Source organism: Bradyrhizobium sp. USDA 4506, assembly GCF_054058795.1.
Map to the genome: position 1 here is coordinate 6,854,399 of NZ_JBSSBM010000002.1, position 21,482 is coordinate 6,875,880.

General features: G+C 62.7%; 22 protein-coding genes. 10 read left to right on the forward strand and 12 right to left on the reverse strand.

All coding sequences use genetic code 11. The features are described 5' to 3' along the window. Positions 1–13: 13 nt before the first annotated feature. Both ACVIHF_RS34390 and ACVIHF_RS34395 read right to left on the reverse strand, forming a co-directional pair. Positions 14–1,135 carry a hypothetical protein gene (locus tag ACVIHF_RS34390; RefSeq protein ID WP_456793269.1) on the reverse strand — a complete coding sequence of 374 codons (1,122 nt, stop codon included), beginning with the start codon at positions 1,133–1,135 and terminating at the stop codon, positions 14–16. A 92-nt stretch (positions 1,136–1,227) separates the two neighbouring features. Next, positions 1,228–1,602 (reverse strand): response regulator, encoded by a 375-nt coding sequence (locus ACVIHF_RS34395; RefSeq protein ID WP_456793270.1) that lies wholly within the window; start codon positions 1,600–1,602, stop codon positions 1,228–1,230. Positions 1,603–1,804: 202 nt separating this feature from the next. On the opposite strand from ACVIHF_RS34395, the gene ACVIHF_RS34400 reads away from it, so the two are divergent. Then, the gene (locus tag ACVIHF_RS34400) at positions 1,805–2,569 is read left to right on the forward strand and encodes a Crp/Fnr family transcriptional regulator (protein WP_456793271.1); all 765 of its coding nucleotides are present in this window, start codon (positions 1,805–1,807) and stop codon (positions 2,567–2,569) included. Between the two features lie 36 nt (positions 2,570–2,605). Here ACVIHF_RS34400 and ACVIHF_RS34405 read toward each other — a convergent pair whose 3' ends face one another. Then, positions 2,606–3,955 carry an IS701 family transposase gene (locus ACVIHF_RS34405; protein WP_225648232.1) on the reverse strand — a complete coding sequence of 450 codons (1,350 nt, stop codon included), beginning with the start codon at positions 3,953–3,955 and terminating at the stop codon, positions 2,606–2,608. 264 nt (positions 3,956–4,219) lie between these two features. Between ACVIHF_RS34405 and ACVIHF_RS34410 the strand changes: the two genes are divergently transcribed. Then, complete coding sequence (locus ACVIHF_RS34410) at positions 4,220–4,804, forward strand: hypothetical protein (RefSeq protein WP_456793273.1); 585 nt, start codon at positions 4,220–4,222, stop codon at positions 4,802–4,804. Positions 4,805–5,009: 205 nt separating this feature from the next. After that, entirely contained in the window at positions 5,010–5,780 is a 771-nt protein-coding gene (locus ACVIHF_RS34415) for a response regulator transcription factor (RefSeq protein ID WP_057021302.1), read from the forward strand. Positions 5,781–5,795: 15 nt separating this feature from the next. Here the strand turns inward: ACVIHF_RS34415 and ACVIHF_RS34420 are convergent, their stop codons facing one another. The 4 genes from ACVIHF_RS34420 to ACVIHF_RS34435 form a co-directional block, all read right to left on the reverse strand. Beyond that, positions 5,796–7,268, reverse strand: a complete 1,473-nt coding sequence (locus ACVIHF_RS34420) for an HlyD family type I secretion periplasmic adaptor subunit (protein ID WP_456793274.1) — start codon at positions 7,266–7,268, stop codon at positions 5,796–5,798. After that, positions 7,265–9,004 (reverse strand): type I secretion system permease/ATPase, encoded by a 1,740-nt coding sequence (locus ACVIHF_RS34425; RefSeq protein ID WP_310882848.1) that lies wholly within the window; start codon positions 9,002–9,004, stop codon positions 7,265–7,267. Before ACVIHF_RS34425 ends, ACVIHF_RS34420 begins: the two co-directional genes overlap by 4 nt. Positions 9,005–9,160: 156 nt before the next feature. Beyond that, positions 9,161–9,619, reverse strand: coding sequence for a hypothetical protein (locus ACVIHF_RS34430; protein ID WP_225163137.1), 459 nt, complete (start codon positions 9,617–9,619; stop codon positions 9,161–9,163). 264 nt (positions 9,620–9,883) lie between these two features. Next, positions 9,884–11,254: a hypothetical protein gene (locus tag ACVIHF_RS34435; protein ID WP_456793275.1), complete on the reverse strand. Its 1,371-nt coding sequence runs from the start codon at positions 11,252–11,254 to the stop codon at positions 9,884–9,886. Between the two features lie 303 nt (positions 11,255–11,557). Here ACVIHF_RS34435 and ACVIHF_RS34440 point away from each other — a divergent pair, with 303 nt between their 5' ends. The 7 genes from ACVIHF_RS34440 (at position 11,558) to ACVIHF_RS34470 (ending at position 18,016) form a co-directional block, all read left to right on the forward strand. After that, positions 11,558–12,277 carry a prolipoprotein diacylglyceryl transferase gene (locus ACVIHF_RS34440; protein ID WP_253605588.1) on the forward strand — a complete coding sequence of 240 codons (720 nt, stop codon included), beginning with the start codon at positions 11,558–11,560 and terminating at the stop codon, positions 12,275–12,277. After that, positions 12,258–13,703 carry a radical SAM protein gene (locus ACVIHF_RS34445; RefSeq protein WP_456793276.1) on the forward strand — a complete coding sequence of 482 codons (1,446 nt, stop codon included), beginning with the start codon at positions 12,258–12,260 and terminating at the stop codon, positions 13,701–13,703. The genes ACVIHF_RS34440 and ACVIHF_RS34445 overlap by 20 nt, the downstream gene beginning before the upstream one ends. Next, a complete protein-coding gene (locus tag ACVIHF_RS34450; protein ID WP_253605592.1) occupies positions 13,700–13,981 on the forward strand; it encodes a hypothetical protein in 282 nt (93 codons plus the stop codon). The genes ACVIHF_RS34445 and ACVIHF_RS34450 overlap by 4 nt, the downstream gene beginning before the upstream one ends. Before the next feature lie 18 nt (positions 13,982–13,999). Next, entirely contained in the window at positions 14,000–14,251 is a 252-nt protein-coding gene (locus tag ACVIHF_RS34455) for a hypothetical protein (RefSeq protein ID WP_253605594.1), read from the forward strand. 13 nt (positions 14,252–14,264) lie between these two features. Beyond that, a complete protein-coding gene (locus ACVIHF_RS34460; RefSeq protein WP_310882846.1) occupies positions 14,265–14,501 on the forward strand; it encodes a hypothetical protein in 237 nt (78 codons plus the stop codon). A gap of 276 nt (positions 14,502–14,777) precedes the next feature. After that, positions 14,778–16,604 carry a translational GTPase TypA gene (gene typA / locus ACVIHF_RS34465; protein ID WP_016847242.1) on the forward strand — a complete coding sequence of 609 codons (1,827 nt, stop codon included), beginning with the start codon at positions 14,778–14,780 and terminating at the stop codon, positions 16,602–16,604. Positions 16,605–16,768: 164 nt separating this feature from the next. Next, on the forward strand, positions 16,769–18,016 hold the full coding sequence (locus tag ACVIHF_RS34470; protein ID WP_253605599.1) for a flavin monoamine oxidase family protein: 1,248 nt from the start codon (positions 16,769–16,771) through the stop codon (positions 18,014–18,016). Positions 18,017–18,037: 21 nt separating this feature from the next. On the opposite strand, the gene ACVIHF_RS34475 is transcribed toward ACVIHF_RS34470, so the two are convergent. From ACVIHF_RS34475 to ACVIHF_RS34495, 5 genes are all read right to left on the reverse strand, one after another. Further along, positions 18,038–18,427 (reverse strand): HNH endonuclease, encoded by a 390-nt coding sequence (locus ACVIHF_RS34475; RefSeq protein WP_309145047.1) that lies wholly within the window; start codon positions 18,425–18,427, stop codon positions 18,038–18,040. Next, positions 18,334–18,942 carry a hypothetical protein gene (locus tag ACVIHF_RS34480; RefSeq protein WP_456794201.1) on the reverse strand — a complete coding sequence of 203 codons (609 nt, stop codon included), beginning with the start codon at positions 18,940–18,942 and terminating at the stop codon, positions 18,334–18,336. Before ACVIHF_RS34480 ends, ACVIHF_RS34475 begins: the two co-directional genes overlap by 94 nt. A gap of 85 nt (positions 18,943–19,027) precedes the next feature. Beyond that, the gene (locus ACVIHF_RS34485) at positions 19,028–19,435 is read right to left on the reverse strand and encodes a thiol-disulfide oxidoreductase DCC family protein (protein ID WP_253605601.1); all 408 of its coding nucleotides are present in this window, start codon (positions 19,433–19,435) and stop codon (positions 19,028–19,030) included. A gap of 58 nt (positions 19,436–19,493) precedes the next feature. Beyond that, positions 19,494–20,822, reverse strand: coding sequence for an SDR family oxidoreductase (locus ACVIHF_RS34490; protein ID WP_253605603.1), 1,329 nt, complete (start codon positions 20,820–20,822; stop codon positions 19,494–19,496). Positions 20,823–20,947: 125 nt separating this feature from the next. Then, entirely contained in the window at positions 20,948–21,415 is a 468-nt protein-coding gene (locus tag ACVIHF_RS34495; RefSeq protein ID WP_253605604.1) for a DUF2269 family protein, read from the reverse strand. Positions 21,416–21,482: the final 67 nt, after the last annotated feature.

Below are 21,482 nucleotides of genomic sequence, written 5' to 3' on the forward strand. Positions count from 1 at the left end.
GATCAACTCCTCCTCAGCCCGGCTTGCCCGACTTGATCTCCTTGAACTTGGCAAGCGCCTGCTCGAACTTGGCGTTGAACAGCCACATCGCATCGAGGATCTCGCGGAAGGTCGCGGATGTTCTTGCCCGGTCGGCCCGGCCGAACGCGAAGACGCTGTTGTTGCGCAGATATCGCATGATCCTGGGATCGGAAATTCTGTAGCCGACGAGGTTGCCCGATTTGAGCGCTGCTCTGGTCGGCGTGGGAATGATCTGGATCAGCTCAAAGACCTTCATCTGATCGATCGGGTCCGGCAGCGCTTTCTGGATCGCCGCGACCTGCGGGAAAAGTTCGGCGTGTGCGTTCATGAGGCCGTCCCGCACGGCGGTCCAGTGATTGAACCTGTGGTCGAGGTTGCCGACTCGCGCCTCTTCCCGGTCGTCGCGACGGCTCAGCGCAGGATCGAGTGTCGCGATCGACCCCTTGATGGCGGCCCATTTCCTTCGGCCGTCGCGATCCTCGGACGGGCCGGTCTGCAGGCTTCCTTTATAGGTGTTCGATCGTGCATTGCCCGCATTCTGCTTGCCGTTCGTCTCGGCAAAGAAGAGGCCGAGGCTGATACGGCCCGCGACGGCGGCGTCGGCGGCGTCAAGACCCTTGGCGCGCGCGATCACCGTCGCCAGATCGACCACGTCCTTGAATGGCGTATTGGATGTTTGCGCACCGGCGGGCGGCGCCTCCATGACGTCGAAGAGCTTCCTGTACTCATCGAGCAGCGGCTCATTGTCGGCGTTGAAGTAGGCCGGGGGGATTCCGAATCTGTTGGGTCTGCCAATCCTGGACGGAAGCGCATCGGTGAGGTCCTTGTAGGCGCTCATCATCTCGACACGGGCCAGATAGATCGCCTGGCCCGGCAAGTCGGGCAGCGGCTGCTTCGAATCGATCTGCGCGCGGCGCTGGCGCAGGATCGACTCGAAGCCCTTCAGGGCTTTGTCGTAGGTCTCAAGCGCGGCCGATTGCTCGCTCGAGAGTGCGGCCGGCGTAGCGAGAGCTGGCGACACGAAGCGACCGACGACGGCCGAGCCGAACGGCGGCGCTGGCAGCAGCCCGAGAGCGAGCGCGGCTGCGGGCGCAGCAAATATCCTGATCACCATGACGCTTTCCCGAAGCGTTTGCGTCACCGAATCCGACAGGCTGGATGGTAGACGACGAACGCGCCGACGGCGAGGCCGAAGCCGGCAATGCGTCAACGTCCGTTTCGCAGCGCCGCCTCCAGCGCCTCGCTCGAGCACGGCTTGGTCAGCCGCGGCTTGCCGGCGAGCGATGCCGGCAGCCGGATATCCGCACCATAACCCGTGACGAAAGCGAACGGCACCTTCAGCACATCCAGCCGCTCGGCGATGGCGAACGTCTTCTCGCCCCTGACGAGGCCGACGTCGAGCAGCGCGAAATCCGGCGCGCGTTCGGCGATCAGCTCGAGCGCCCGGGCGACGTTCGTGGCGGTGCGCACCGTCCGGGCGCCGAAGCTGAGGATGGTGTCCTCGAAATAGAGCGAGATGATCGGATCGTCCTCAACCACGAGGACGTCACCGGGCATGCCGGCATTGGGGGTGAAGTCCATGGCGTGCCAGTTTCCGTTTTTAAAGCATGGATGAAAAGACCGGATCAGTCCGGCCGGATTGGCCCGCGACCGGCGCCTGAAAGCACGCCGGCTGTTCCCGAGATGAAACCCATCACATCGCGGGCTGCCGCGTCTGTTCACTAGTGAACATAAATCCGGGAACTTTCCGATTATGGTCCGCGTTGGGTTCTCAGGATTTCCAATGATCACGAAACGGACCGAGTTGGCCGGGACGAGTGACCGGCCGTTCAACAATCTTTTGCGCCGGCTGAACTCCGCCGATTACGAACTGATCGCGCCGCACCTTGCCTTGGTCGAGGCCGCGGCCGGCGATCTGCTCTACAATCCCGGCGACGACGTCCAGACCGTGCATTTTCCATGCGGGCCGAGCCTTGCGTCCTACATGGTGCCCAATGAGGACGGCCGCGATGTCGAGACCATCCTGGTCGGTCGCGAGGGCGCGGTCGGCGGCATCGTCAGCCAGGGCTTCCTGCCGGCCTATACCCGCATCACCGTCAAGTTCGGCGGCCCGTTCGCGCGGCTGCCGGTCAGCAAGCTCGACGCCGCCAAGCTGACGTCGATCTCCGTGCGCAACATCTTCGCGCGTTATGCCGACTGCATGCTGGCGCAGATTTTCCAGTCGACCGCCTGCAATGCGATCCACTCGATCGAGCAGCGCGCGGCGAAATGGATCATCTCGGCGATGGAGCGCACCAATGGCAACGGCATGGTGCCGCTTACCCATGAGCAGCTCTCGACCTTGCTCGGCGTCGGCCGCAGCTACACCAGCCGCGTGATCCAGAACTTCAAGGCGGAAGGCGTGCTGGAGACGCGCCGCGGCGCGATCGTGATCCGCGACGCGGACAAGCTGCGGCAGCGCTCCTGCCTGTGCAACGACGCCGTCAAGGATCATTTCGAGGAAGTGCTGCGCGGCGTGTATCCCAGCGAGGACAACCCGGCGAACTAGCACTACTTTGGCAGATTGTGTTTTCGCCGCTGTTTTTCAGGGATTTCCTTTCGGCAATATGGGCACTGCTGAGGCGGCGGCCGAAGGATGAGATCGACGATGGCGTGACGTACGGCTGGCATGGTTGGCTGAGGCGGAGGCCCGTTGATTCTTTTTTTTCCGCCCCGCGTATGCGAGGCGACGATGTTGCAGGAAGGCGTAGGCAATCATTGTCATCAAGGCGTGGCGATGAAGACCTTGCCATGACCGCCCTTCGAAGTGATCAAGTCCAAGCTCCTCCTTCAGCTGTTGATGCGCCTGCTCACAAATCCACCGTGCCTTGATGGTGGCGGCCAGCGTGCGCAGATCCGTCGCCGCCGGAAGATTGGCGAGATAGTATTTCTTCTCCCCGGAGGCACGTTGCTCACCAATGAGCCAGGCTTCGTCGCCTGGGAGATGCTGCTGACCTTTATCCCATATTCGCTGCGGAGGGCCGTCGGCGGTGCGGACACGGAGAGCAGCAAATCGAGCTTTGAGCCGACCTTTCGTCCCGCTACGCCAACTCAGGGTTTTCCATTTGGCGCTGGCCAGCATTTGTTCGGCCGCAATCGATAAGATATCGGGCACGTGGTGCTTTCGTGGTTTGCCACGGACTTTGGTGATCGGCCAAATGAGCTTCACATCGACCGGATACACTTTCTGGTGCCGAGGGATACCGACAGCCCAGGTCAGCCCGCGCTCTGTTAGCCCTTGTCGAAACGGTGCGCTGAGGCCGTATCCTGCATCCGCCAGCACACATCCAAAGCGCATGTTGGCTGCCATCGCGCGGTCAATCTCGGCCAAAGCGATCTCCGGCTTGGACCGTGGCGTTCGGTGTTCGACTGGCACGCGAGCGCGCTTCAAACGAGACATGTCGCTTGTCCAGCTGTCAGGCAGAAAGAGACGTAACGCGACCATCACTGGCACTTCGCCGCGTGCAAGCGTTAAAGACACCAGCGTTTGGCAATTTGCGGTTTTACCGAGAGCCGACGCGTATTGAGCCGCAACACCGACCGATCGCTCACCCTTCTTGGGAAGTGAGGTGTCATCGATAACCAGCATCGCATCCCTGCCGCCGACAAGTCGGTCCGCCTGGTTGAGCAGCTCCGTCTCCAGCGGCGTCGCATCCCAGACACCGTCCGCAATGAAATGGTGCAACTGGTCGTAGTTGCTCGTGGCAAGGCGTTCCGCCATCGGCTGAACGCTCTTGCGATCGCCCGGACCGATCAATCCCGCAACATACAGAGGACACATCCGCTGCCGGGTCTTATGACCCAGCCGGTCCAAGAACGGCATTAGCCAGCGTTCGAGTTCGTCTTCCCATCTCGGCATGGTCAGCCCTCCAAGAGCCGACCACCCATGAATCATTGAAAAATTGATTCGGGAATCCTATAAAACGCGGCAAAATCAACAATCTGCCAAAGTAGTGCTAGGGTGTGTACTCATTATTCGTCGCATCCGCCATGCTTCCGGAAGCCGACGCTAAGCCCGACATCGCCGTAGGGTTCGTCCTATCGCCCCGACCCCGCGCGCTTAATGAGCGCTTAACGCTTTTGCGCAACAGATAGGATCACCAGCGCGGAATTAGTCCTAGTTATGAGTGCGAGCCGAGCTCCCGAGGAGGGGAATCGGATGGGACTGCTTTTTGTCGGAGCGCTGGCAGGAATCCTGGTCGGCTTTGGCTGGTTCGCGCCTTCCCGAGGGTATTTCCTTGGGTGTGGGTCAAGACCTTGTTTCGACAAGGTTGCAGTCGCCCGACCCACAGAGCCAATGCCGGCGGCGTTAGCCCCGGTGCCTGCGATCGTCAAATCGAATTCTGCAACCCCGGCAAAATCCGGCAGGAGACCATCATCGAAGAAACACGGACCGCCCGACCTCGCCAAGGCGGCGTCTCCGCGGACGAGGATCAACGTCCCGACACCCGAACACGCCGCGGACACAGCAGATCCTGTCCTCACCAAAGCGAAGGTCACGATTGCAGCGCAGATTGAGGATCCGGGATCGGCCGAATTCAGCGACATGAAGCGCGCCATGCGAAAGAACACGTTCGGACGCGCCGTGGATACGATTTGCGGGCGCGTGAAAGGAAGAAGTGCGTCGGGCGGAGAGACTGGAGGGAGGCCGTTTCTGTATCTTGTGAAGGAGGATGAAGCGTATGTCGTCGACGGCAAGTCAGGGTCGGCGGCGTCAACGGCGTATCGAAATATCTGCAAATAGGGGATGCGTCGACCGCGCCGCGGCGCGCGTCCAAATGATTTGAGCGGAAAGAATTTCCACCGAGGCGCCAGGCTATCCCGCAATGGATGCGATCCTGATGTCGGGGCTGCGCGTGATGATGCATTCAGGATGAATGCCGCAACGGTAAATGCGCAATACGGATCGATGGGACTGTCGCAGAAATTCTTTTCATTCCGAGGAAATCATGGACGACATAACCTCAAAACGGCTCAATGGAGCGCTTCACGTACCGGTTCTGGTGATCATCGAGCCGCACCTGTTGCCCCGCACATGTATTCTTAACGTCCTCAGGCGGGAATTGGCCGACTTCGAGATCCTCGACATGGCAACAGTCCGAGGCCTGGACTGCATGTCAACCCGCGACGTTCGTCTGGTGCTGCTGAGCATCGCGGACAAGCCCATCGGCGATCCCTCGGTCGAGGACGATCTCGCCTTCGTGGCCGAGCACTGTCCCAATGCCGCCGTCGCAATCCTGTCAAACCATGACGACGAGCCGACCGCGCAAGCCGCGATGCAGCGGGGTGTTCGCGGCTTTCTTCCCACCTCGCTACCAATCGAGGTCGTCATAGCCGGCCTGCGCCTTGTTCTTGTCGGCGGCGTCTACAGGCCGTTGCCGGTCGCCGAGATGAACAGGATGCCGGGTTTCGATCCGCCGGACGCGCGCGGGCTTGCGTCCGCATATCTGATGAACGAGGCAGCCAGGGCGGCCATCGACAGGAGCGGTCTCACGCCTCGAGAGCAGCACGTCCTGGCGGAATTGGAGCTCGGCCTGCCCAACAAGCTGATCGCAGCCAAATTGAAGCTCTCGGAAAGCACCGTCAAAATGCACATTCAGCATATCATGAGGAAATGTGCCGCTCACAATCGCACGGAAGCGGTCCTCCGCTGGCGCGGCCGGTCACTCGCGCAGAATCGCGATCACGACCCGGGCACAGCCCCAATGCCGGAGACCTAGTGACGCTGAGCGGGATCAATCCTCTCTGAATGCACCGCGGAAGCTGTCGAGCAGGGGCCTGAGCGCGTAAAGTGCGACGGTACCGCGCCCCGTGGTGATGAACACCTGAACCGGCATACCGGGAACGATCTGGAAGTCGTTTGCGGCGATCTGCGCGTCGTCGATCCGGATCTTGGTCGCGTAATATGGCTGGTCGGTACGCTTGTCGAGTAGCCGGTCTGCCGATACGTGCACGACGATTCCCTTCAGGCGCGGTACGCGACGCTGATTGTACGGCACGAGATGCACCTCGGCATTGAGGCCGGGATGAACCACATCAATGTCCTCGGGCCTCAGGCGGGCGGTCACGATGAGGCGGTCTTGCCGCGGCACCAGCTCCATGAGCGGAGCACCCGCCCCGATGACGCCGCCCGCGGTATGAATCCGCAAGTCGGTTATCACGCCGTCCTCAGGCGCCTTCACCTCCGTTCGCGATAGCTGATCCCTGGCCGCAAGCAACCGTTCGCGGAGCTGGAACATCTGGTTCTGTGCTTCACGAAGCGACTGTGCGATCTCGTTCTGCCTGTCGCTCTCGAGCTTGAACAATGTGGCCTGCTGCTCGCTGATGACCTGCCCGGCGCGAGAAATCTGCGCCGTGATCTCGCCGCGGCGACCCTCAACGTCGGCCAGTTCACGTTGCAGGTTCAGAAGCCGCGGCCGCCGTTCGAGTCCCTTGTTCACGAGCGTCGTAACCATATCCAGTTCTTCCCGGACGATGTCGACCCGCTGCCCGGTGGCGTTCTGCTGAGCCTTGAGACCTTCGATCTCCCTCTCGACTTGAAGCCTCCGTTCGCGAATGACCGCAAGCTGCGACTCATGAACCTGCCGGCGCGCCTGAAAAATGAACTGCTGCGCCGATACCGCGGCGGCGGCCACCCCATTTCGCTTGCTGTCCTGCTCCAGCGCGCTCGGGATTGCGATGCTCTCGAAGTTCTGCTGCTCGGCCTGAAGCCGTGCGGCACGAGCAATTGCATCCCACAACTGACCTTGAAGGCTTTGCACCTCCGAACCGGGCCGGGTGTCGTCCAGCGCGATCAGCGTCTGTCCGCTTCGCACGATATCGCCGTCCGCAACCAGGATCTTCCTGACGATCCCGCCTTCCAGGTGCTGAATCGTCTTGCGGCTCGATTCCGATTCCACGACGCCGGAAGCGATCGCGGCGCTCTCGAGAGGCGCGAGGCACGCCCATGTGCCAAGCCCCAGCATGAAGCAGAGCACCAGCAGGTTGCCCGCCAGGGTGATACCGCGAAGCCGTCCACGCGGAGAGAGGGGTGTCGGGCTCGCACACCATGGATATTCGAGGGGCTCGAAATCGTCGATCGCGGTAACCACGACTCCGAGCCGTCCGGCGAGCGGGGGGCTTGCCGGCGTTCGCACGAGCTGGTCCCAGATCGCGGGTAACCTCGATATCGTCGGAAGCTTCCAGATGGTGAGAGGGTTCCGGATCATGGCGCAGTCCGCGATGTAACCTGGGGTCGGCTCAGGTGCCGCTCAAAGATTTCCTCGCTGTCGCCGAAAGCGACGACCGCCCCCTCTTCCATAATGGCAATCTTGTCTGTGGCTGCGAGGAGACCCATACGATGAGTGACGACGACCAGGATGACACCGGCGAGCTTCATGCGCTCGATAGCGTCCAGCAGCATTCGCTCGCCCCCGTAATCGAGACTGGCATTCGGTTCGTCGAGAACGATCAGGCGTGGACCGCCGAAAAAGGCCCGGGCAAGACCGAGGCGCTGCCGATATCCGCGCGAGAAGGATTTTTCACGGTGAATCACCGTGTCGTACCCGTTCGGCAGGCGCATGATCGCCTCATGAATTCCGACCAGCTTGGCCGCTTCCACGACCTTCCGCCGATCGGCATCATCAAGCCGTGCGATGATATCGCTTATCGTATCGCCGAGCAGGTCGATGTCCTGGGGGAGATAACCGAGACGGTGACCGCTAAGGCCCTCGCGAAGCAGCGAGACGTCGGTATTGTCGAGCAGGACACAGCCATGAGTTGGCATCGACAGCCCGGCAATCACCCGGCCAAGCAAGGACTTGCCTGACCCGGACGCACCGATAATGCCAAGGCATTCTCCGTTCGCGAGCGTGAACGAGACACCATTCAGCAGCAGGTGATTGGTCCCCGATAGCCTCACGCCGACGTTGTCGACAACGAGACCGCTCGACGCCTGCCGCTGCGAAACCTCCGGATCCTGCCGTCCGGCGGCGGCGGGGGACGCGGCGAGAACCGCGTCGAGCCGCTGACAGGCACGCACGGCCGACCTGAGTGACTTCCAGCCTGCGATCGCACTTTCGACCGGCGCGAGCGCGCGGCTGAACATCAGTGTCGAAGCAAAAATGATCGCCGGACTCTTTCCGTGATCGAGGACAAGCCACGCGGCAGCCCCCATTATCAACACCTGCGACAGCGCGCGGACCGGCTTGGTGACCAGCATCACGATCTCGCTTCGCCGGACTGCCACATCGTGCTCTCTGCGTGCCTGCTGCGCGTCATGATAGATCGCGCGCGCAGCGCTATCGAGCATTCCCATGGCGCGGATCATGTGGATGTTGCCTGCGGCGGCCTGGAGGCGGCCGTAGCTTCTGGACAGCGCGGCGCCGGATCTGAGCAGAACGTCTTCGGTAACCAGATCTCCGGCAACCGTGAGAGCGAAGAGGAAAGCCACACAGCAGGCGCCTACGACGCCAAGCAGGGGATGGATGAGAAAGAGGACCAGGAGGAACAGGGGCGCCCAGAGTGCGTCGAACAGCATCGGACATGCGCCGGAATCGATGAACTGGCGCAACACGGTGAGATCCCGATAGGCGTCCGACGCCCGCGTCCAATCGCTGCGAAACGCGGATTCGAGGCTGGCCGAAAGCACGCAAGGACGGAGCCGATCGTCGAGCCAGGCGCCAAGGCGACCCAGGACAGCGCGCCGCAAGGCATCGAACACGCCGCCGACCACGACCGTGATCGCGACAATGAGCGTGAGCAGGAGCAGCGTGTCGCCGCTCCGGCTCGACAACACCCTGTCGTAGATCTGAAGAAGGTAGATGGAGGGCGCAAACAAAAGCAGGTTGTAGCTGCAGCTATACGCGAATACGAGACCAAGCGGTCCCGCACAGGACCAAAGGGCCGCGTGCAGTGGCGTCGAGATCTGCGGCAGGACAGGCAACCGAATGGGCGGCATCAGCATGATCGTCACCGCCTGAAATCGAAGTCCGGCGCACTTGCCCGACGGCCAACGCGATCTGCCAAGAAGCGCATCGGCAGGGCATCGGCGGGTATCGGCTTGAACTGCGGGACCGGCAGCAATGGCCGCCGGTCCCGCCACGGTCGGACGAGCCGATGGTCAGAATGTATCGAGGTGGAAGCTCACTTCTCCACCCAGCGCGGCGTTGCCGTCTCCGCCATTGCCGCCGATGCCAGCCAGGACATCCTGGTGCTGGTCCACCGAGAGCTTGTTGATCTGGGTGGCATCCGTATTGGCATATACCTTGGAGGTATCGTGGCCGCTGTAGGATTTCTGGCTTCCGTTCGACTCGGCGCTTCCGCCATGGGCCTTCGCAAACACCGAGGCCGTCGCGTTCGCGCCGCCGGCGTCCCAATCTGCCGTCTGAGTGACGTGGTCGCCGGTGTTCACATGCACATCGGCGCCTTCTGCCTTGTTGGTTGGATCGAAGTTGAGGGTCGGCTTGCTGATGATAGCTCCCTTGAAGGTACCGTCGCCGCCATTTCCGACACTTTGACCACCGGTGTTGATCGATTTGAATTCGATCGAATCCGAGATGCTGATCGCCTTGGGCAACATTTGAGCCTCCGTCCTTGTGTTGGCTGTCGTGCATCATCCATCCCGATCAGGCGGACGCGCACGGGCGAGTCTGATCCGGCGATGCGCGCTGCCGATAGATGTCAAATCGGACACCATCCGGGTTGGTCGACCTACGTACGAAAGTATGACATTCGTCGCGCAACATCGGAGCTCGAAACATCGGGAGGCGCCCCTGCGCGAGATTTGCATGCGCAGGGAGTCCGCTACCTTGCGACCGGCCTGCGCGAGCGGCTCGATGTTTCGCTATGCCAACAGGTGAAGATCCGACAGAAGATGGGCGGAAAGATCGCCACCCAGCGCGAGATTGCCGTAGCCGCCGTCCCCACCAAGTCCGGCAATCTGGACCGCACTCTGGTCGATGTGCACGTTGTTGACCTGATCGGCCACGGCCGTCGAATGGGGCCCCGCGATTGCGATATTGACGGGTGCATAGATCGCGACGCTCACATCGATCAGGCTGCCGGCAAAATAGCCGTTGCCGCCGTTGCCTGCGCCGTTCGAGCCGGTCGCAATCGTGTCGGAGCCGCCCCACAAGCCGTGGGAAAGAAGGCTTGCATGGCCGCCCGTCGCGGCGTTGCCATTGCCGCCATACCCGCCCATGGCGGCGATCTGAAGTACGGATTGATCCACGCCGGCGTCATTCGTCTGGACTGAATGAACGTTGGAGCCATAGCCCGCGACCGCGATGTTGATCGGGTCGTACACCAAGATCGAGGAATGCACGAGACTCCCGTGGAACGCGCCGTCGCCGCCATTGCCGGCCTGACTCCCGCCCGTTTGAACGTCCCAGACACTCCCTCCATTACTTGATCCCCAACTGGGGTCGATCGTGATGATGCTGCCGCCGAAGGCCACATTGCCATTTCCGCCACTGCCGCCGACGCCCGCGACCTGCGTAGCCGATTGATCGATGTCGACTGTGTTCGATTGGCTTGCATAGGCCGTGCCGCCTGAGCTCGCCACCGCAATATTGATCGGATGATAGATCACCACGGGAGCGTCCACCAACGCACCCGAGAAATAGCCGCTGCCGCCGTTTCCGGCGCCGTTGTCGCCGCTCCCGATCACGCCGGAGCCCAAGGAAGCACTGATGCTGCCTCCCGATGCAAGGTTGTCATTCCCACCATGTCCGCCGACGCCGGCCATTTGAAAGGCGGATTGATCGACATTCAAATCGTTGGACTGGTTGGCCACGGCGGCCGAGCCGTATCCCAAACTCACCGAAATGTTGATCGGTTCATAGATCAACAGGGATGCGTGAATGATACCTCCGTAAAAGTAACCGTCTCCGCCGTTTCCGGCGGTGTTCGCCCCGCTCTCGATCGAAGCGATACCCGTCGCGGAATGGGATGCGTCGGCAAGAGGCTTCGTTGCCGGAGCATCCAGGCTCGCCGCAGTGTGGTTGCCGACGTGGGCGTACGTGTCGACCCCCGACGCGGTGGGATGGTCGGATTGGCCCGGGCCAGAGTCATAAGGCGGGGAATTCGCGGTCACGGGATGCGCATCGAGCCCTGCAAACGGGCTGCTCGGTGCCGGACCCGACTCGTCGTCGCCATCGTGGCGATGAGAGGCGTGATGCAGCCGGATCCCATCCGACATCCGCGAAAAATCCATCGTAGCCTTCCTCATCGCAATCGCTCCGCGCAATCGGGACGGGTTTTGCACTCCGGACAGAATGTCATCCTGGGAAGGTCGAAAGCCCAGCCGTCAGTTCGGATATAGCGCTTCGGATGGACGCCGTAACATCGGCTATATCCGTTCTGGCGCGGTTACAGCCTTTGTCGTTTTGCGCGGGCCGGCGTCGCCGGCGTGGTCCATCAGCCCGCCGCTCCCACGAGGACGGTTGATAATCTGGCCCCGCCATTGCAATCGGGAAGCCGCTATCGCGGACCGCGAAAATCAAGCTACACTCGCCTCATGAGTGGGGCTGAACTTCACGCCGTCTTCGACGTTGCAGCATGGGGCGCGGCCGCGCTCGCCATGTGGTGGCTGTCGCGCCGGCGCGGGCTGCAATTCCCCCGGCAATCCTTCGAGCTGCCCTACATCGCCGCGCTGGTGTTCGGCGCCGGGATCGGCGCCTACATTTTCGGCACGCTGAACCTGTGGTTCTCTGGCATGGCAGGCGTCGCCCGCTCGGTCGAGGGCGCGCTGGCCGGCGGCATCGTCGCGATCGAGCTCTACAAATGGCGACACGGGATTTCGCTGCGCACCGGCGCGCGGTTCGCGCTACCGCTTGCGATCGGCGTCGCGGTCGGCCGTCTCGGCTGCTATTTCGCGGGGCTCGAGGATTTCACCTATGGCACGCCGACCACGCTGCCCTGGGGCCATGATTTCGGCGACGGCGTGCTGCGCCATCCGGTGCAGCTCTATGAAAGCCTGGCGATGGCGGCGTTCGCGGCATTCTATGTCTGGGCGGTATTGAACCGAAATGCCGCCGTCATCACCAACGGATTCTACCTCGTGCTGTTCTACTACGGGCTGCAGCGCTTCCTGTGGGAGTTCATCAAGCCCTATGGCGCGCTGATCGGACCATTCTCGCTGTTTCACCTGCTGTCGCTGTTTGTCATGATTTACGCCGCCGTCATGCTGGCGACGGCGCCGAATGTGAGCTTGAAGCATGAACGCGCCGCTGCGTAAGGCCCGCCCTTACATCTTCTGGGGCCAGACCCAGTCGCTATGCGAAACCTGCCTGGCCCTGGTGCCGACCAAGATCCAGATATCAGGCAACGAGGTCTGGTACGAGAAGCGCTGCAAGCAGCATGGCGTGCGGTCGACGCTGGTCTCGACGGATGCGGCCTATTGGCGGCTGTGCAAGGACTTCATCAAGCCCGGCGACCGGCCGCTCGCGTTCCAGCGCCACACCGAATTCGGCTGCCCCTATGATTGCGGGCTGTGCCCGGACCACGAGCAGCACTCCTGCCTGGCGCTGATCGAGATTACCGAGCATTGCAATTTGACTTGCCCGGTGTGCTTTGCGGATTCCTCGCCGACGCGGACCCGCTTCACGCCGCTGGCGAAGATCGAGAAGATGCTGGACGCACTGGTGGCGAGCGAGGGCGAGCCCGATCTGGTGCAGATATCCGGCGGCGAGCCGACGCTGCATCCGGATTTCTTCGCGATCCTGGATGCGGTGCGCGCCCGCCCGATCCGCCATGTCATGATCAACACCAACGGCCTCAGGATCGCGCGCGAGCCTGATTTCGTGGCCAAGCTTGCCGAGAACAAGCGCGGGCTGGAAGTCTACCTGCAGTTCGATTCGCTGCAGCGCAAGGCGCTGGTCAATCTGCGCGGTGCGGATTTGCGAAAAATCCGCCAACAGGCACTGGAGAGTCTCGAGCGACACGGCGTCTCAACCACGCTGGTCGCGACCATCAAGCGCGGCATCAACGACGGCGAGATCGGCGACATCGTCCGCCACGCGCTGACCTGGAAGTGCGTCCGCGGCGTCACGCTGCAGCCGGTGCAGGATGCCGGCCGTAACGAGCATTTCAACAAGGACACCGACCGCATCATGCTGTCGGAGATTCGCCGGCGCGTGATCGAGACCGGGGTGTTCGGCGCTGACGACATGATCCCGTTGCCCTGCAATCCCGAGAGCATCTCGATCGGCTACGGCCTGCGCAACGGCGACAAGGTGTTGCCGCTGACGTCGCTGATCCCGCAGGAGCAGCTCATCGCCGTGATGCCCAACACCATCAGCCCCGAGAAATATCCGGTGTTGCGGGAGAAGTTTGTCGACCTGTTCTCGCTGTCGTCGGGGCCGCTGAACACCTCGGAGCGGGTCTGCGAATTGCTGTGCTGTCTCCCGAGCTTCGAGGTGCCGGAGGGGCTGACCTACGAGAACGTGTTCCGCGTCACCATCGTGCAGTTTCTCGACCGCTTCAATTTCTGCGTCGGCAACGTCAAGCGAAGCTGCATCCACTTCGTCACCGAGAGCGGCGCGATCATCCCGTTCGACACCTACAATCTGTTCTACCGTGACGGAAAGATCGACGGCATCCGCGCCGCGCTGGCCGGCCAGACCTACCGTGAAGCCCGGCAAGGCGAGGAGGTGCCGCGATGAGCGAGACCAATCCACCGCCCATCCCGCCTGCACCATCGGAGCCACCCTACAAATACGTCCCGCCGCCGCCGTCGCCACGCAGCGGCTGCGCCACTGCGTTCATGGTGGTGTTCGGGCTGATCCTGCTGCTGCCCGGGCTCTGCGCCCTGCTGTTCGGGTTCGGCGTCCTGAGCGAGTCGAAGACCGATCCCTCCATTCTCTTCCTGATTCTGCTTGGACTCGCGGTCTGCTTTGCCGGCGTGATGCTGATCCGCGCCGCGATCACGGGAAGGCGCTGACGGACCATTCGACGACGCATGTCCGACACCGACGACACGCCCCCGGAACGACCACCAACGCCGCCTTCGGCGGCGGAAGGCTGCCTGTCGATGCTGATGCTCCTGGTCGGCATCGTGTTGTTGCTTCCCGCCTTATGCGTCGTGATGGCCGGCCTCAAATCCGGCATATCGTTCAGAGCGGCCGACCTCCCTATCCTGCTCGTCATTCTCGCGATCGCCCTCGTTGGTGGCTGGCTGGTCTGGTTGGCGACGCGTCCGCGAGAGCGCTAGATCGGCAAATCCCGTGAGCAATTCCGACACACCCCGGCCATACAGGCCTCCGGAACCCGGGCAGCGCAACGGCTGCCTGACCGCCCTCATGCTGGTGGTAGGGGTGATCCTGCTGATCCCGGGGGTCCTGTGCGCCATTCTCAACGCCAAGATGGGCGCCGGCGCCGGCGGCGACCCCATCACCATGTTCGTGATGTTGGTGGCGTTGGGCGGGCTTGGCCTGATCGTGTTCGCGATTACCCGGAAGTAAGACCTGAAAGCCCCTCGAAAACCGCCTTTGGAACCAAAATCAGCCCTCCAAACAGCCAATAAATCATTGTTTTTTGGCGTTTTCTGACTATATTGCGCCGCAACGCGCAAGGTGCCCGGTCCTCTGACCGGGCTTCCTTTTTGGGGTGATGCGTCCCCGTCAAATTTCTTGGGTATGAGCGTGATCCGGGCCCGAATGGGCCACGCGAGCGAGCGGCCGGCCAAACTGGTCCGGCGAGATCGCGCATCTGACCATTGCACGACCAGAAGAAGAGCCATGAACCTTCGCAACGTCGCCATCATCGCCCACGTCGACCACGGCAAGACCACCCTCGTCGACCGCCTGCTGCAGCAATCCGGCACCTTCCGCGAGAACCAGAAGGTCACCGAGCGCGCCATGGACTCCAACGACCTGGAGCGCGAGCGCGGCATCACCATCCTGGCCAAGGCCGCCTCGGTGCAGTGGAAGGACATCCGCGTCAACATCGTCGACACCCCCGGCCATGCCGACTTCGGCGGTGAGGTCGAGCGCATCCTCAACATGGTGGACGGCGCGCTGGTGCTGGTCGACGCCGCCGAGGGCCCGCTGCCGCAGACCAAGTTCGTGGTGTCGAAGGCGCTCAAGATCGGGCTGAAGCCGATCGTCGTGATCAACAAGGTCGACCGTCCCGACGCACGCCCGACCGAAGTCATCAACGAGGTGTTCGACCTGTTCGCAGCGCTCGACGCCTCCGAAGAGCAGCTCGACTTCCCGATTCTGTACGGGTCGGCCAAGCAGGGCTGGATGGCGGAGAGCCCGGAGGGTCCGAAGGACCTCGGCATGCAGCCGCTGTTCGACCTGATCGTGCGCCATGTCGAGCCGCCGAAGGTCGAGGAAGGTCCGTTCCGCATGATCGGCACCATCCTCGAGGCCAACCCCTATCTCGGCCGCATCATCACCGGCCGCATCTCCTCGGGCTCGATCAAGCCGAACCAGCAGGTCAAGGTGCTGTCCGCCGACGGCAAGCTGATCGAGAGCGGCCGCCTGACCAAGATCCTCGCCTTCCGCGGCCTTGAGCGGACCCCGCTCGAGGAGGCCGAGGCCGGCGACATCGTCGCGATCGCGGGCCTCACCAAGGGCACCGTCGCCGACACCTTCTGCGATCCCACCGTCGAGACGCCGCTGCCGGCGCAGCCGATCGATCCGCCGACGGTGTCGATGTCGTTCATCGTCAACAACTCGCCGCTCGCCGGCACCGAAGGCGACAAGGTGACCTCGCGCATGATCCGCGACCGCCTGATGCGCGAGGCCGAGGGCAATGTCGCGCTGCGCGTCGTCGAGGCCGCCGACAAGGATTCCATGGAAGTCTCCGGACGCGGCGAATTGCAGCTCGCGATCCTGATCGAGACCATGCGCCGCGAGGGCTTTGAGCTCTCGGTGTCGCGCCCGCGCGTCGTGCTGCAGAAGGACGAGGCGACCGGCGCCTGGCAGGAGCCGATCGAGGAAGTCGTGATCGACGTCGACGAGGAGCATTCCGGCGTCGTCGTGCAGAAGATGAGCGAGCGCAAGGCCGAGATGATCGAGATGCGCCCTTCCGGCGGCAACCGCCTGCGGCTGGTGTTCTACGCGCCGACCCGCGGCCTGATCGGCTACCAGGGCGAACTGCTCACCGACACCCGCGGCACCGCGATCATGAACCGCATCTTCCACGGCTATGCCGCTTACAAGGGCGAGATCCAGGGCCGCCGCAACGGCGTCCTGATCTCCAACGACCAGGGCGAAGCGGTGGCCTATGCGATGTTCAAGCTGGAAGACCGCGGCCCGATGATGATCGAGCCGGGCTGGAAGGTCTACAAGGGCATGATCGTCGGCGAGCACACCCGCGACAACGACCTCGAGATCAACGTGCTGAAGGGCAAGCAGCTCACCAACATCCGCACCACCTCGAAGGACGAGGCGGTGCGCCTGACGCCGCCGATCCGGATGACGCTGGAAAAGGCGCTCGCCTATATCGAGGACGACGAGCTCGTCGAGGTGACGCCGAAGTCGATCCGACTGCGCAAGAAGCACCTCGACCCGAACGACCGCAAGCGCGCCGAAAAGGCCAAGGAAGCGGTGGCGTAAGCTGTCATGCCCCGGTTCGACCGGGGCATCCAGTACGCCGCGGCCCATCAGTTCAATCGCTACTGTCTCTGGAATACTGGATCACCCGCCTTCGCCTGCGCGGGTGATGACAGTCATGCATGTGGCGGCTTCAGGCCCGGCGGCGGACGTGCTAGAGCCGGGACATGACTTCCCCTCCCTCCACGGTCGATGTTGCCATCATCGGCGCCGGCGCCGCCGGCCTCGGTGCCGCGAATGCGCTGAAGGACTCCGGCCTCTCCACGATCGTGCTGGAAGCCCGCGACCGCCTCGGCGGCCGCGCGCATACGATTCAGGCCGCGCCTGACGTGGTGTTCGACGTCGGCTGCGGCTGGCTGCACTCGGCCGACCGGAACAGCTTTGTCGGCATCGCCCGGCAACTCAACTTCGAGCTCAACAAGGACTTGCCGCCGTGGCGCGAGCGCGCCTATGGCGAGGCGTTCCCGCAGGCCGCTCGCGACGACTTCACGCACGCACTCGACCAATTCTACGACCGCATCGAGCAGGCGGCGCGGCACGGCAAGGACTGCCCGGCCAGCCTGTACCTCGAGCCCGGCAACCGCTGGAACCCGATGATCGATGCGATCTCCACTTATGTGAACGGTTGCGAGCTCGACCAGGTCTCGATCCTCGACGTCGACGCCTATGAGGACACCGACATCAATTGGCGGGTGCGGCGCGGCTATGGCGCGCTGGTCGCGGCCTATGGCGCGCAGGTGCCGGTGGCGCTGAACTGCGAGGTCAGCCTGATCGATCACTCCGGCAAGCGGATCCGCATCGAGACCTCGCGCGGCGCGCTTGAGGCGGACAAGGTGATCGTCACCGTGCCGACCAACCTGATCGCCGACGAGGCGATCCGCTTTTCGCCTGCGCTGCCGGACAAGCTCGACGCCGCGCGCGGCCTGCCGCTCGGCCTCGCCGACAAGGTGACGCTGGCGCTCGCCGAGCCCGAGGCGCTGCCGAAGGAAGGCAATCTGCGCGGCGCCACCATGCGCACCGAGATGGGCACCTATCACATCCGCCCGTTCGGCCAGCCCTGCATCGAAGGTTTCTTCGGTGGCCGTTTTGCGCAACAGCTTGAAGATGCCGGCGACGGCGCCATCGCCGCGCACAGCATCGACGAGATCGTCTCCTTCCTCGGCAATGATTTCCGCCGCAAGCTGAAGCCGCTCAGCGAATCCCGCTGGGCCCACGACCCGTTCGCCCGCGGCTCCTATTCGCACGCACTGCCCGGCCACGCGGACAAGCGCGCCGTACTGGCCGCGCCGGTCGACGGCCGGCTGTTCTTCGCCGGCGAAGCGACTTCGCCGGAGTTTTTCTCGACCGCGCACGGCGCGCGGGATTCGGGGGAGCGAGCGGCGAGGGAAGTGGTGGCGACCAACCGACCAGAATAGTTGCCCGGCAGTGAGGCCGTCTCACTTCTTGAAAACAACGTCTCTGTGGAATTTCAGATAGTGCGGGTTTGGATAAAGGGTCTGATCTTTCGGAAGATTGATCAATCCGCTTTGATTGAGAAGCCTAACGGCATCTTCGGGAACGTGATTCTTGGAAACTAGTATCTTGTAATCGTCGCCAATCGAGATCAGTCCTCGATCAAACATCCAGTGCACTGTTCCGGACAACGCCAGCCCGTTTCGAACTGAGTCAGGTCCGTTTGACGCCACTGGCTGAATGTGTGCGGCCTGCACTTCGGGCCGGCCCCCGCCGTTGATCAACCGCAAACCTGTAATGGCACATCTATTGGAATAGGCCGCTCGTACACTGTGCATAAATGATTTTTCTCGAAACGGCCGGGAAACAACCATTTCGACAACTGGTCGTTCGAACGGTGTCGGCGGTTCAGAATATCCAAGTGGCGACGGCGCCTCCGGCGAAGGCACCTCGCCAAGAATTGGCGCAAACCCAGCTCGCAAGATCCGGTCGAACTCATTATCGGGGATGAGCCGTACAGCTCGACCAAACGCTCCTTGTTGGTGCTGCCATCATCCTTCTCGAGTGCACTCTCGTAGTATTCGCCCTGCTCCTGAAACGGGACGACCGTGTCGAAATCCAGATACGTCGCGCCATCGATAATTGCAAAGTAATGGTCTGGTAATTCGACGTCTTCAATCACTGAACTAACGCGAGCGACACCGAAATAAGATTGACGACCTCCCCTACTTGAAAGGTCAGAGCTCGATCTTCGTGGTTCGTAGTAGACGATGTAGTCGCCGACGGTCTGCTGGACATAATTTAGGTATGTGCGCGGAAAGTGATACCTCTCTTCGGGCAGATCCTTGTAGCTCGGTGTAACTTTTGAAGTAAAAACTGCCTTGGTCATAAAAGAAACCTTCGCGCACAACTATCTCAACGCCATTCAATCTAAAGTAGCTCTTACTATTTGAATAGTCTCCGACCTTCGGCCTCTACTCCAGCACTCTCGCCCGCATATCCGCGTCGGGCACGAAGCACGTCTCGTATTTCCCGAAGATCTTGTACCGGTGGCGGGCGATGAGGCTGTAGACGGCGTCGCGCAGCGGCTTGGGGACCGCGAACAGCGTGCGGGTCCAGCCCCAGCCGGGCAGATGGCTCAGCACCGTCAGCGCCGCGTCGGATTTCATGTAGGCGACGCCGCCATGGACGACGGCGTTGGTGTCGGGGTCGTCAGGATCGATGCCGAAGGTCTTCGCCAGCCGCGTGCCGTAGCCGGACTGGATCGGCGTGAAGCGAAAGCGGCGTGCCGTGTCGCGGGCGATGACGAAGCGGACCCAGCGCGAGCAGAAGATGCAGACGCCGTCATAGAGGATCACGTCGTCGTCGGGCCAAGTGCTCATCTCGATTCCCTCAACGCGTTTTCTTCACGCGAACCGGTTCCCACTTCGCTCGAAAACGCTACCGGTTATCCAGGATCAACAGCGCGACCAGCATCAGCACGATCGCAGGTCCCGTCTTCACCAGCGCGCCGAGCGGCTCGATCCAGAGATCCGGCGTCAGGATCGCCGATCCCGCCATGTAGCCGAGCGAGGCGATGATGCCTGCGATCAGACCGAACGCCGCGGTGCGGCGGATCGCGATCAGCACCCCAATGCTCATGTCCATCAGGCTGGTCAACACCGTCACCGGCCCGACCAAAGCCGGCGGGAAATGGTGCGCACGCAAAATGCCTGCCGCGGCGTCATAGGAGATCACCAGCGCGATGAAGCCGGATGCGACCCAGAACAGCACGAGGCTTACGAAGATCAGCGCTTTGATCAAAAACAGCCGCGCGAACCATTTGTCCTGAATGGTCGCGGGGCGCCCGCCGACCGCTTGCGCGATTGTCTTCGGCACGATGCCGGTCGCTTGCATCCAGCCTGCGGGATCGCCGGTGACGCCGCGGCGCAGCTCGGCGATCGCGGTGGAGCGCAGCGGCGGCAGCCAGCCGAGCCGGCTTGCGAGATCGCCTAGACGGGCGCCGAGATCGATCAGGAACGGCGGCGTCGCGATCCGGACATGCTTTGCCGTGCCGAACGACCGGCGGAACTGGGCGATGACGCCGCCGAGCGAAATCGGCTGCTTCTGCATCAGGTCCCAGGTCACCGATCGCACCGCTTCATCGGCGACATCGCGCGCCGCAAGCCAGGCGATGGTGGCGGCGATATCCTCGACTGCGACCGGCTGGAACGGCGTCGCGGTCTCATTGGCCGGCAGATCGACCGGCAGCGCCGCCAGCGCGCGCAGCATGGCGCTGCCGCCATAGGCCGACGGCGCGATCACGAAGCCCGGACGCAGGATTGCATGGGGAATCCCGGACGCCACGATCAGCCGTTCGGCCGCGCGCTTGGTGGTGCTGAAGGCGGTGCGGTCCGCATCGGCCGTGCCGGGAATCGAGATGTGGACGAGACGGATGGCGCGGTGGCTGTCACCGATCGCCTGCAACAGCCGCGCGACGAGGTCGCAATGCACCGCGCTTGTGTCGCTGCCCGGGCCATCCTGCAGCACGCCGAGGCAGTTCACGACGATGTTGACCTCATGCGTGCGAAGCAGCTGCGTCAGCGCCGCGGCATCCATCGACATGACAGGCAGCTCGAGGTCGGTCGCGCTGATTTTCTGCGCCGGCGTGAAATGCCGCGCGACCCCGATCACGTGAAAGCCGCGCGCCCTCAGATCGTCGGTGATCGTGCGCCCGATCAGGCCCGAGGCGCCGAGCACGAGGATGTTGTGTGATGCGTCGTCACTCATGAGGCCCCAGACTATTTGGCGTCATTCCGGGGTGCGAAGCGAACCCGGAATCTCGAGATTCCCCGATGCGCAATTGCGCATCTGCGGTTCGATGCTTCGCATCGCCCCGGAATGACGACACTGCGCTAAAATGGTTTCGCGATCATCAGCCAGAGGATGATCATCACGGAGCCGAAGCCGGGAATACCGAACAGGAACCAGCGGCGAAACAGCGCAAAATAACGCGGCGGCAGCGGAAGACCTTTTTCGACGGCCGCCTGCGCGAGATTGCGCATCTCCATCTGCATGAAGACGACGGGAACCCAGAACACGCCGGCCAGCGCGTAGAGCGCAAGCGAAACCGCCAGCCAGCGCTCGGTGATGCTCGTTGCCGACAACAGCATCAGCAGTCCGCCGCTCACCGGCTGAAGCAGCACGGCACTCAGCGTGAAGATCATGTCCGCGATCACGACGGTCGCCGCTGTGCGCGCGATGAACGCCACATCCTGCGTGCGATGCGCCGCCAGCATGAAGAAGGCGATGCCGGTCCCGGTGCCCAGGATCACGATGGCCCCGAGCACGTGCAGATATTTGATCAGGAAGTAGAGCGTCATCGCAGTCCGCTCGTAATCAGGCCAACTTCGGCGCGCACAAATACCGCCGCTGCCATAGGCCGGTCGG

Coding starts and splice junctions, on each gene's coding strand:
- ACVIHF_RS34390 (WP_456793269.1), bottom strand. CDS start 1,135: ATGGTGATCAGGATATTTGCTGCGCCCGCAGCCGCGCTCGCTCTCGGG.
- ACVIHF_RS34395 (WP_456793270.1), bottom strand. CDS start 1,602: ATGGACTTCACCCCCAATGCCGGCATGCCCGGTGACGTCCTCGTGGTT.
- ACVIHF_RS34400 (WP_456793271.1), top strand. CDS start 1,805: ATGATCACGAAACGGACCGAGTTGGCCGGGACGAGTGACCGGCCGTTC.
- ACVIHF_RS34405 (WP_225648232.1), bottom strand. CDS start 3,955: ATGATTCATGGGTGGTCGGCTCTTGGAGGGCTGACCATGCCGAGATGG.
- ACVIHF_RS34410 (WP_456793273.1), top strand. CDS start 4,220: ATGGGACTGCTTTTTGTCGGAGCGCTGGCAGGAATCCTGGTCGGCTTT.
- ACVIHF_RS34415 (WP_057021302.1), top strand. CDS start 5,010: ATGGACGACATAACCTCAAAACGGCTCAATGGAGCGCTTCACGTACCG.
- ACVIHF_RS34420 (WP_456793274.1), bottom strand. CDS start 7,268: ATGATCCGGAACCCTCTCACCATCTGGAAGCTTCCGACGATATCGAGG.
- ACVIHF_RS34425 (WP_310882848.1), bottom strand. CDS start 9,004: ATGCTGATGCCGCCCATTCGGTTGCCTGTCCTGCCGCAGATCTCGACG.
- ACVIHF_RS34430 (WP_225163137.1), bottom strand. CDS start 9,619: ATGTTGCCCAAGGCGATCAGCATCTCGGATTCGATCGAATTCAAATCG.
- ACVIHF_RS34435 (WP_456793275.1), bottom strand. CDS start 11,254: ATGGATTTTTCGCGGATGTCGGATGGGATCCGGCTGCATCACGCCTCT.
- ACVIHF_RS34440 (WP_253605588.1), top strand. CDS start 11,558: ATGAGTGGGGCTGAACTTCACGCCGTCTTCGACGTTGCAGCATGGGGC.
- ACVIHF_RS34445 (WP_456793276.1), top strand. CDS start 12,258: ATGAACGCGCCGCTGCGTAAGGCCCGCCCTTACATCTTCTGGGGCCAG.
- ACVIHF_RS34450 (WP_253605592.1), top strand. CDS start 13,700: ATGAGCGAGACCAATCCACCGCCCATCCCGCCTGCACCATCGGAGCCA.
- ACVIHF_RS34455 (WP_253605594.1), top strand. CDS start 14,000: ATGTCCGACACCGACGACACGCCCCCGGAACGACCACCAACGCCGCCT.
- typA (WP_016847242.1), top strand. CDS start 14,778: ATGAACCTTCGCAACGTCGCCATCATCGCCCACGTCGACCACGGCAAG.
- ACVIHF_RS34470 (WP_253605599.1), top strand. CDS start 16,769: ATGACTTCCCCTCCCTCCACGGTCGATGTTGCCATCATCGGCGCCGGC.
- ACVIHF_RS34475 (WP_309145047.1), bottom strand. CDS start 18,427: ATGGTTGTTTCCCGGCCGTTTCGAGAAAAATCATTTATGCACAGTGTA.
- ACVIHF_RS34480 (WP_456794201.1), bottom strand. CDS start 18,942: ATGACCAAGGCAGTTTTTACTTCAAAAGTTACACCGAGCTACAAGGAT.
- ACVIHF_RS34485 (WP_253605601.1), bottom strand. CDS start 19,435: ATGAGCACTTGGCCCGACGACGACGTGATCCTCTATGACGGCGTCTGC.
- ACVIHF_RS34490 (WP_253605603.1), bottom strand. CDS start 20,822: ATGAGTGACGACGCATCACACAACATCCTCGTGCTCGGCGCCTCGGGC.
- ACVIHF_RS34495 (WP_253605604.1), bottom strand. CDS start 21,415: ATGACGCTCTACTTCCTGATCAAATATCTGCACGTGCTCGGGGCCATC.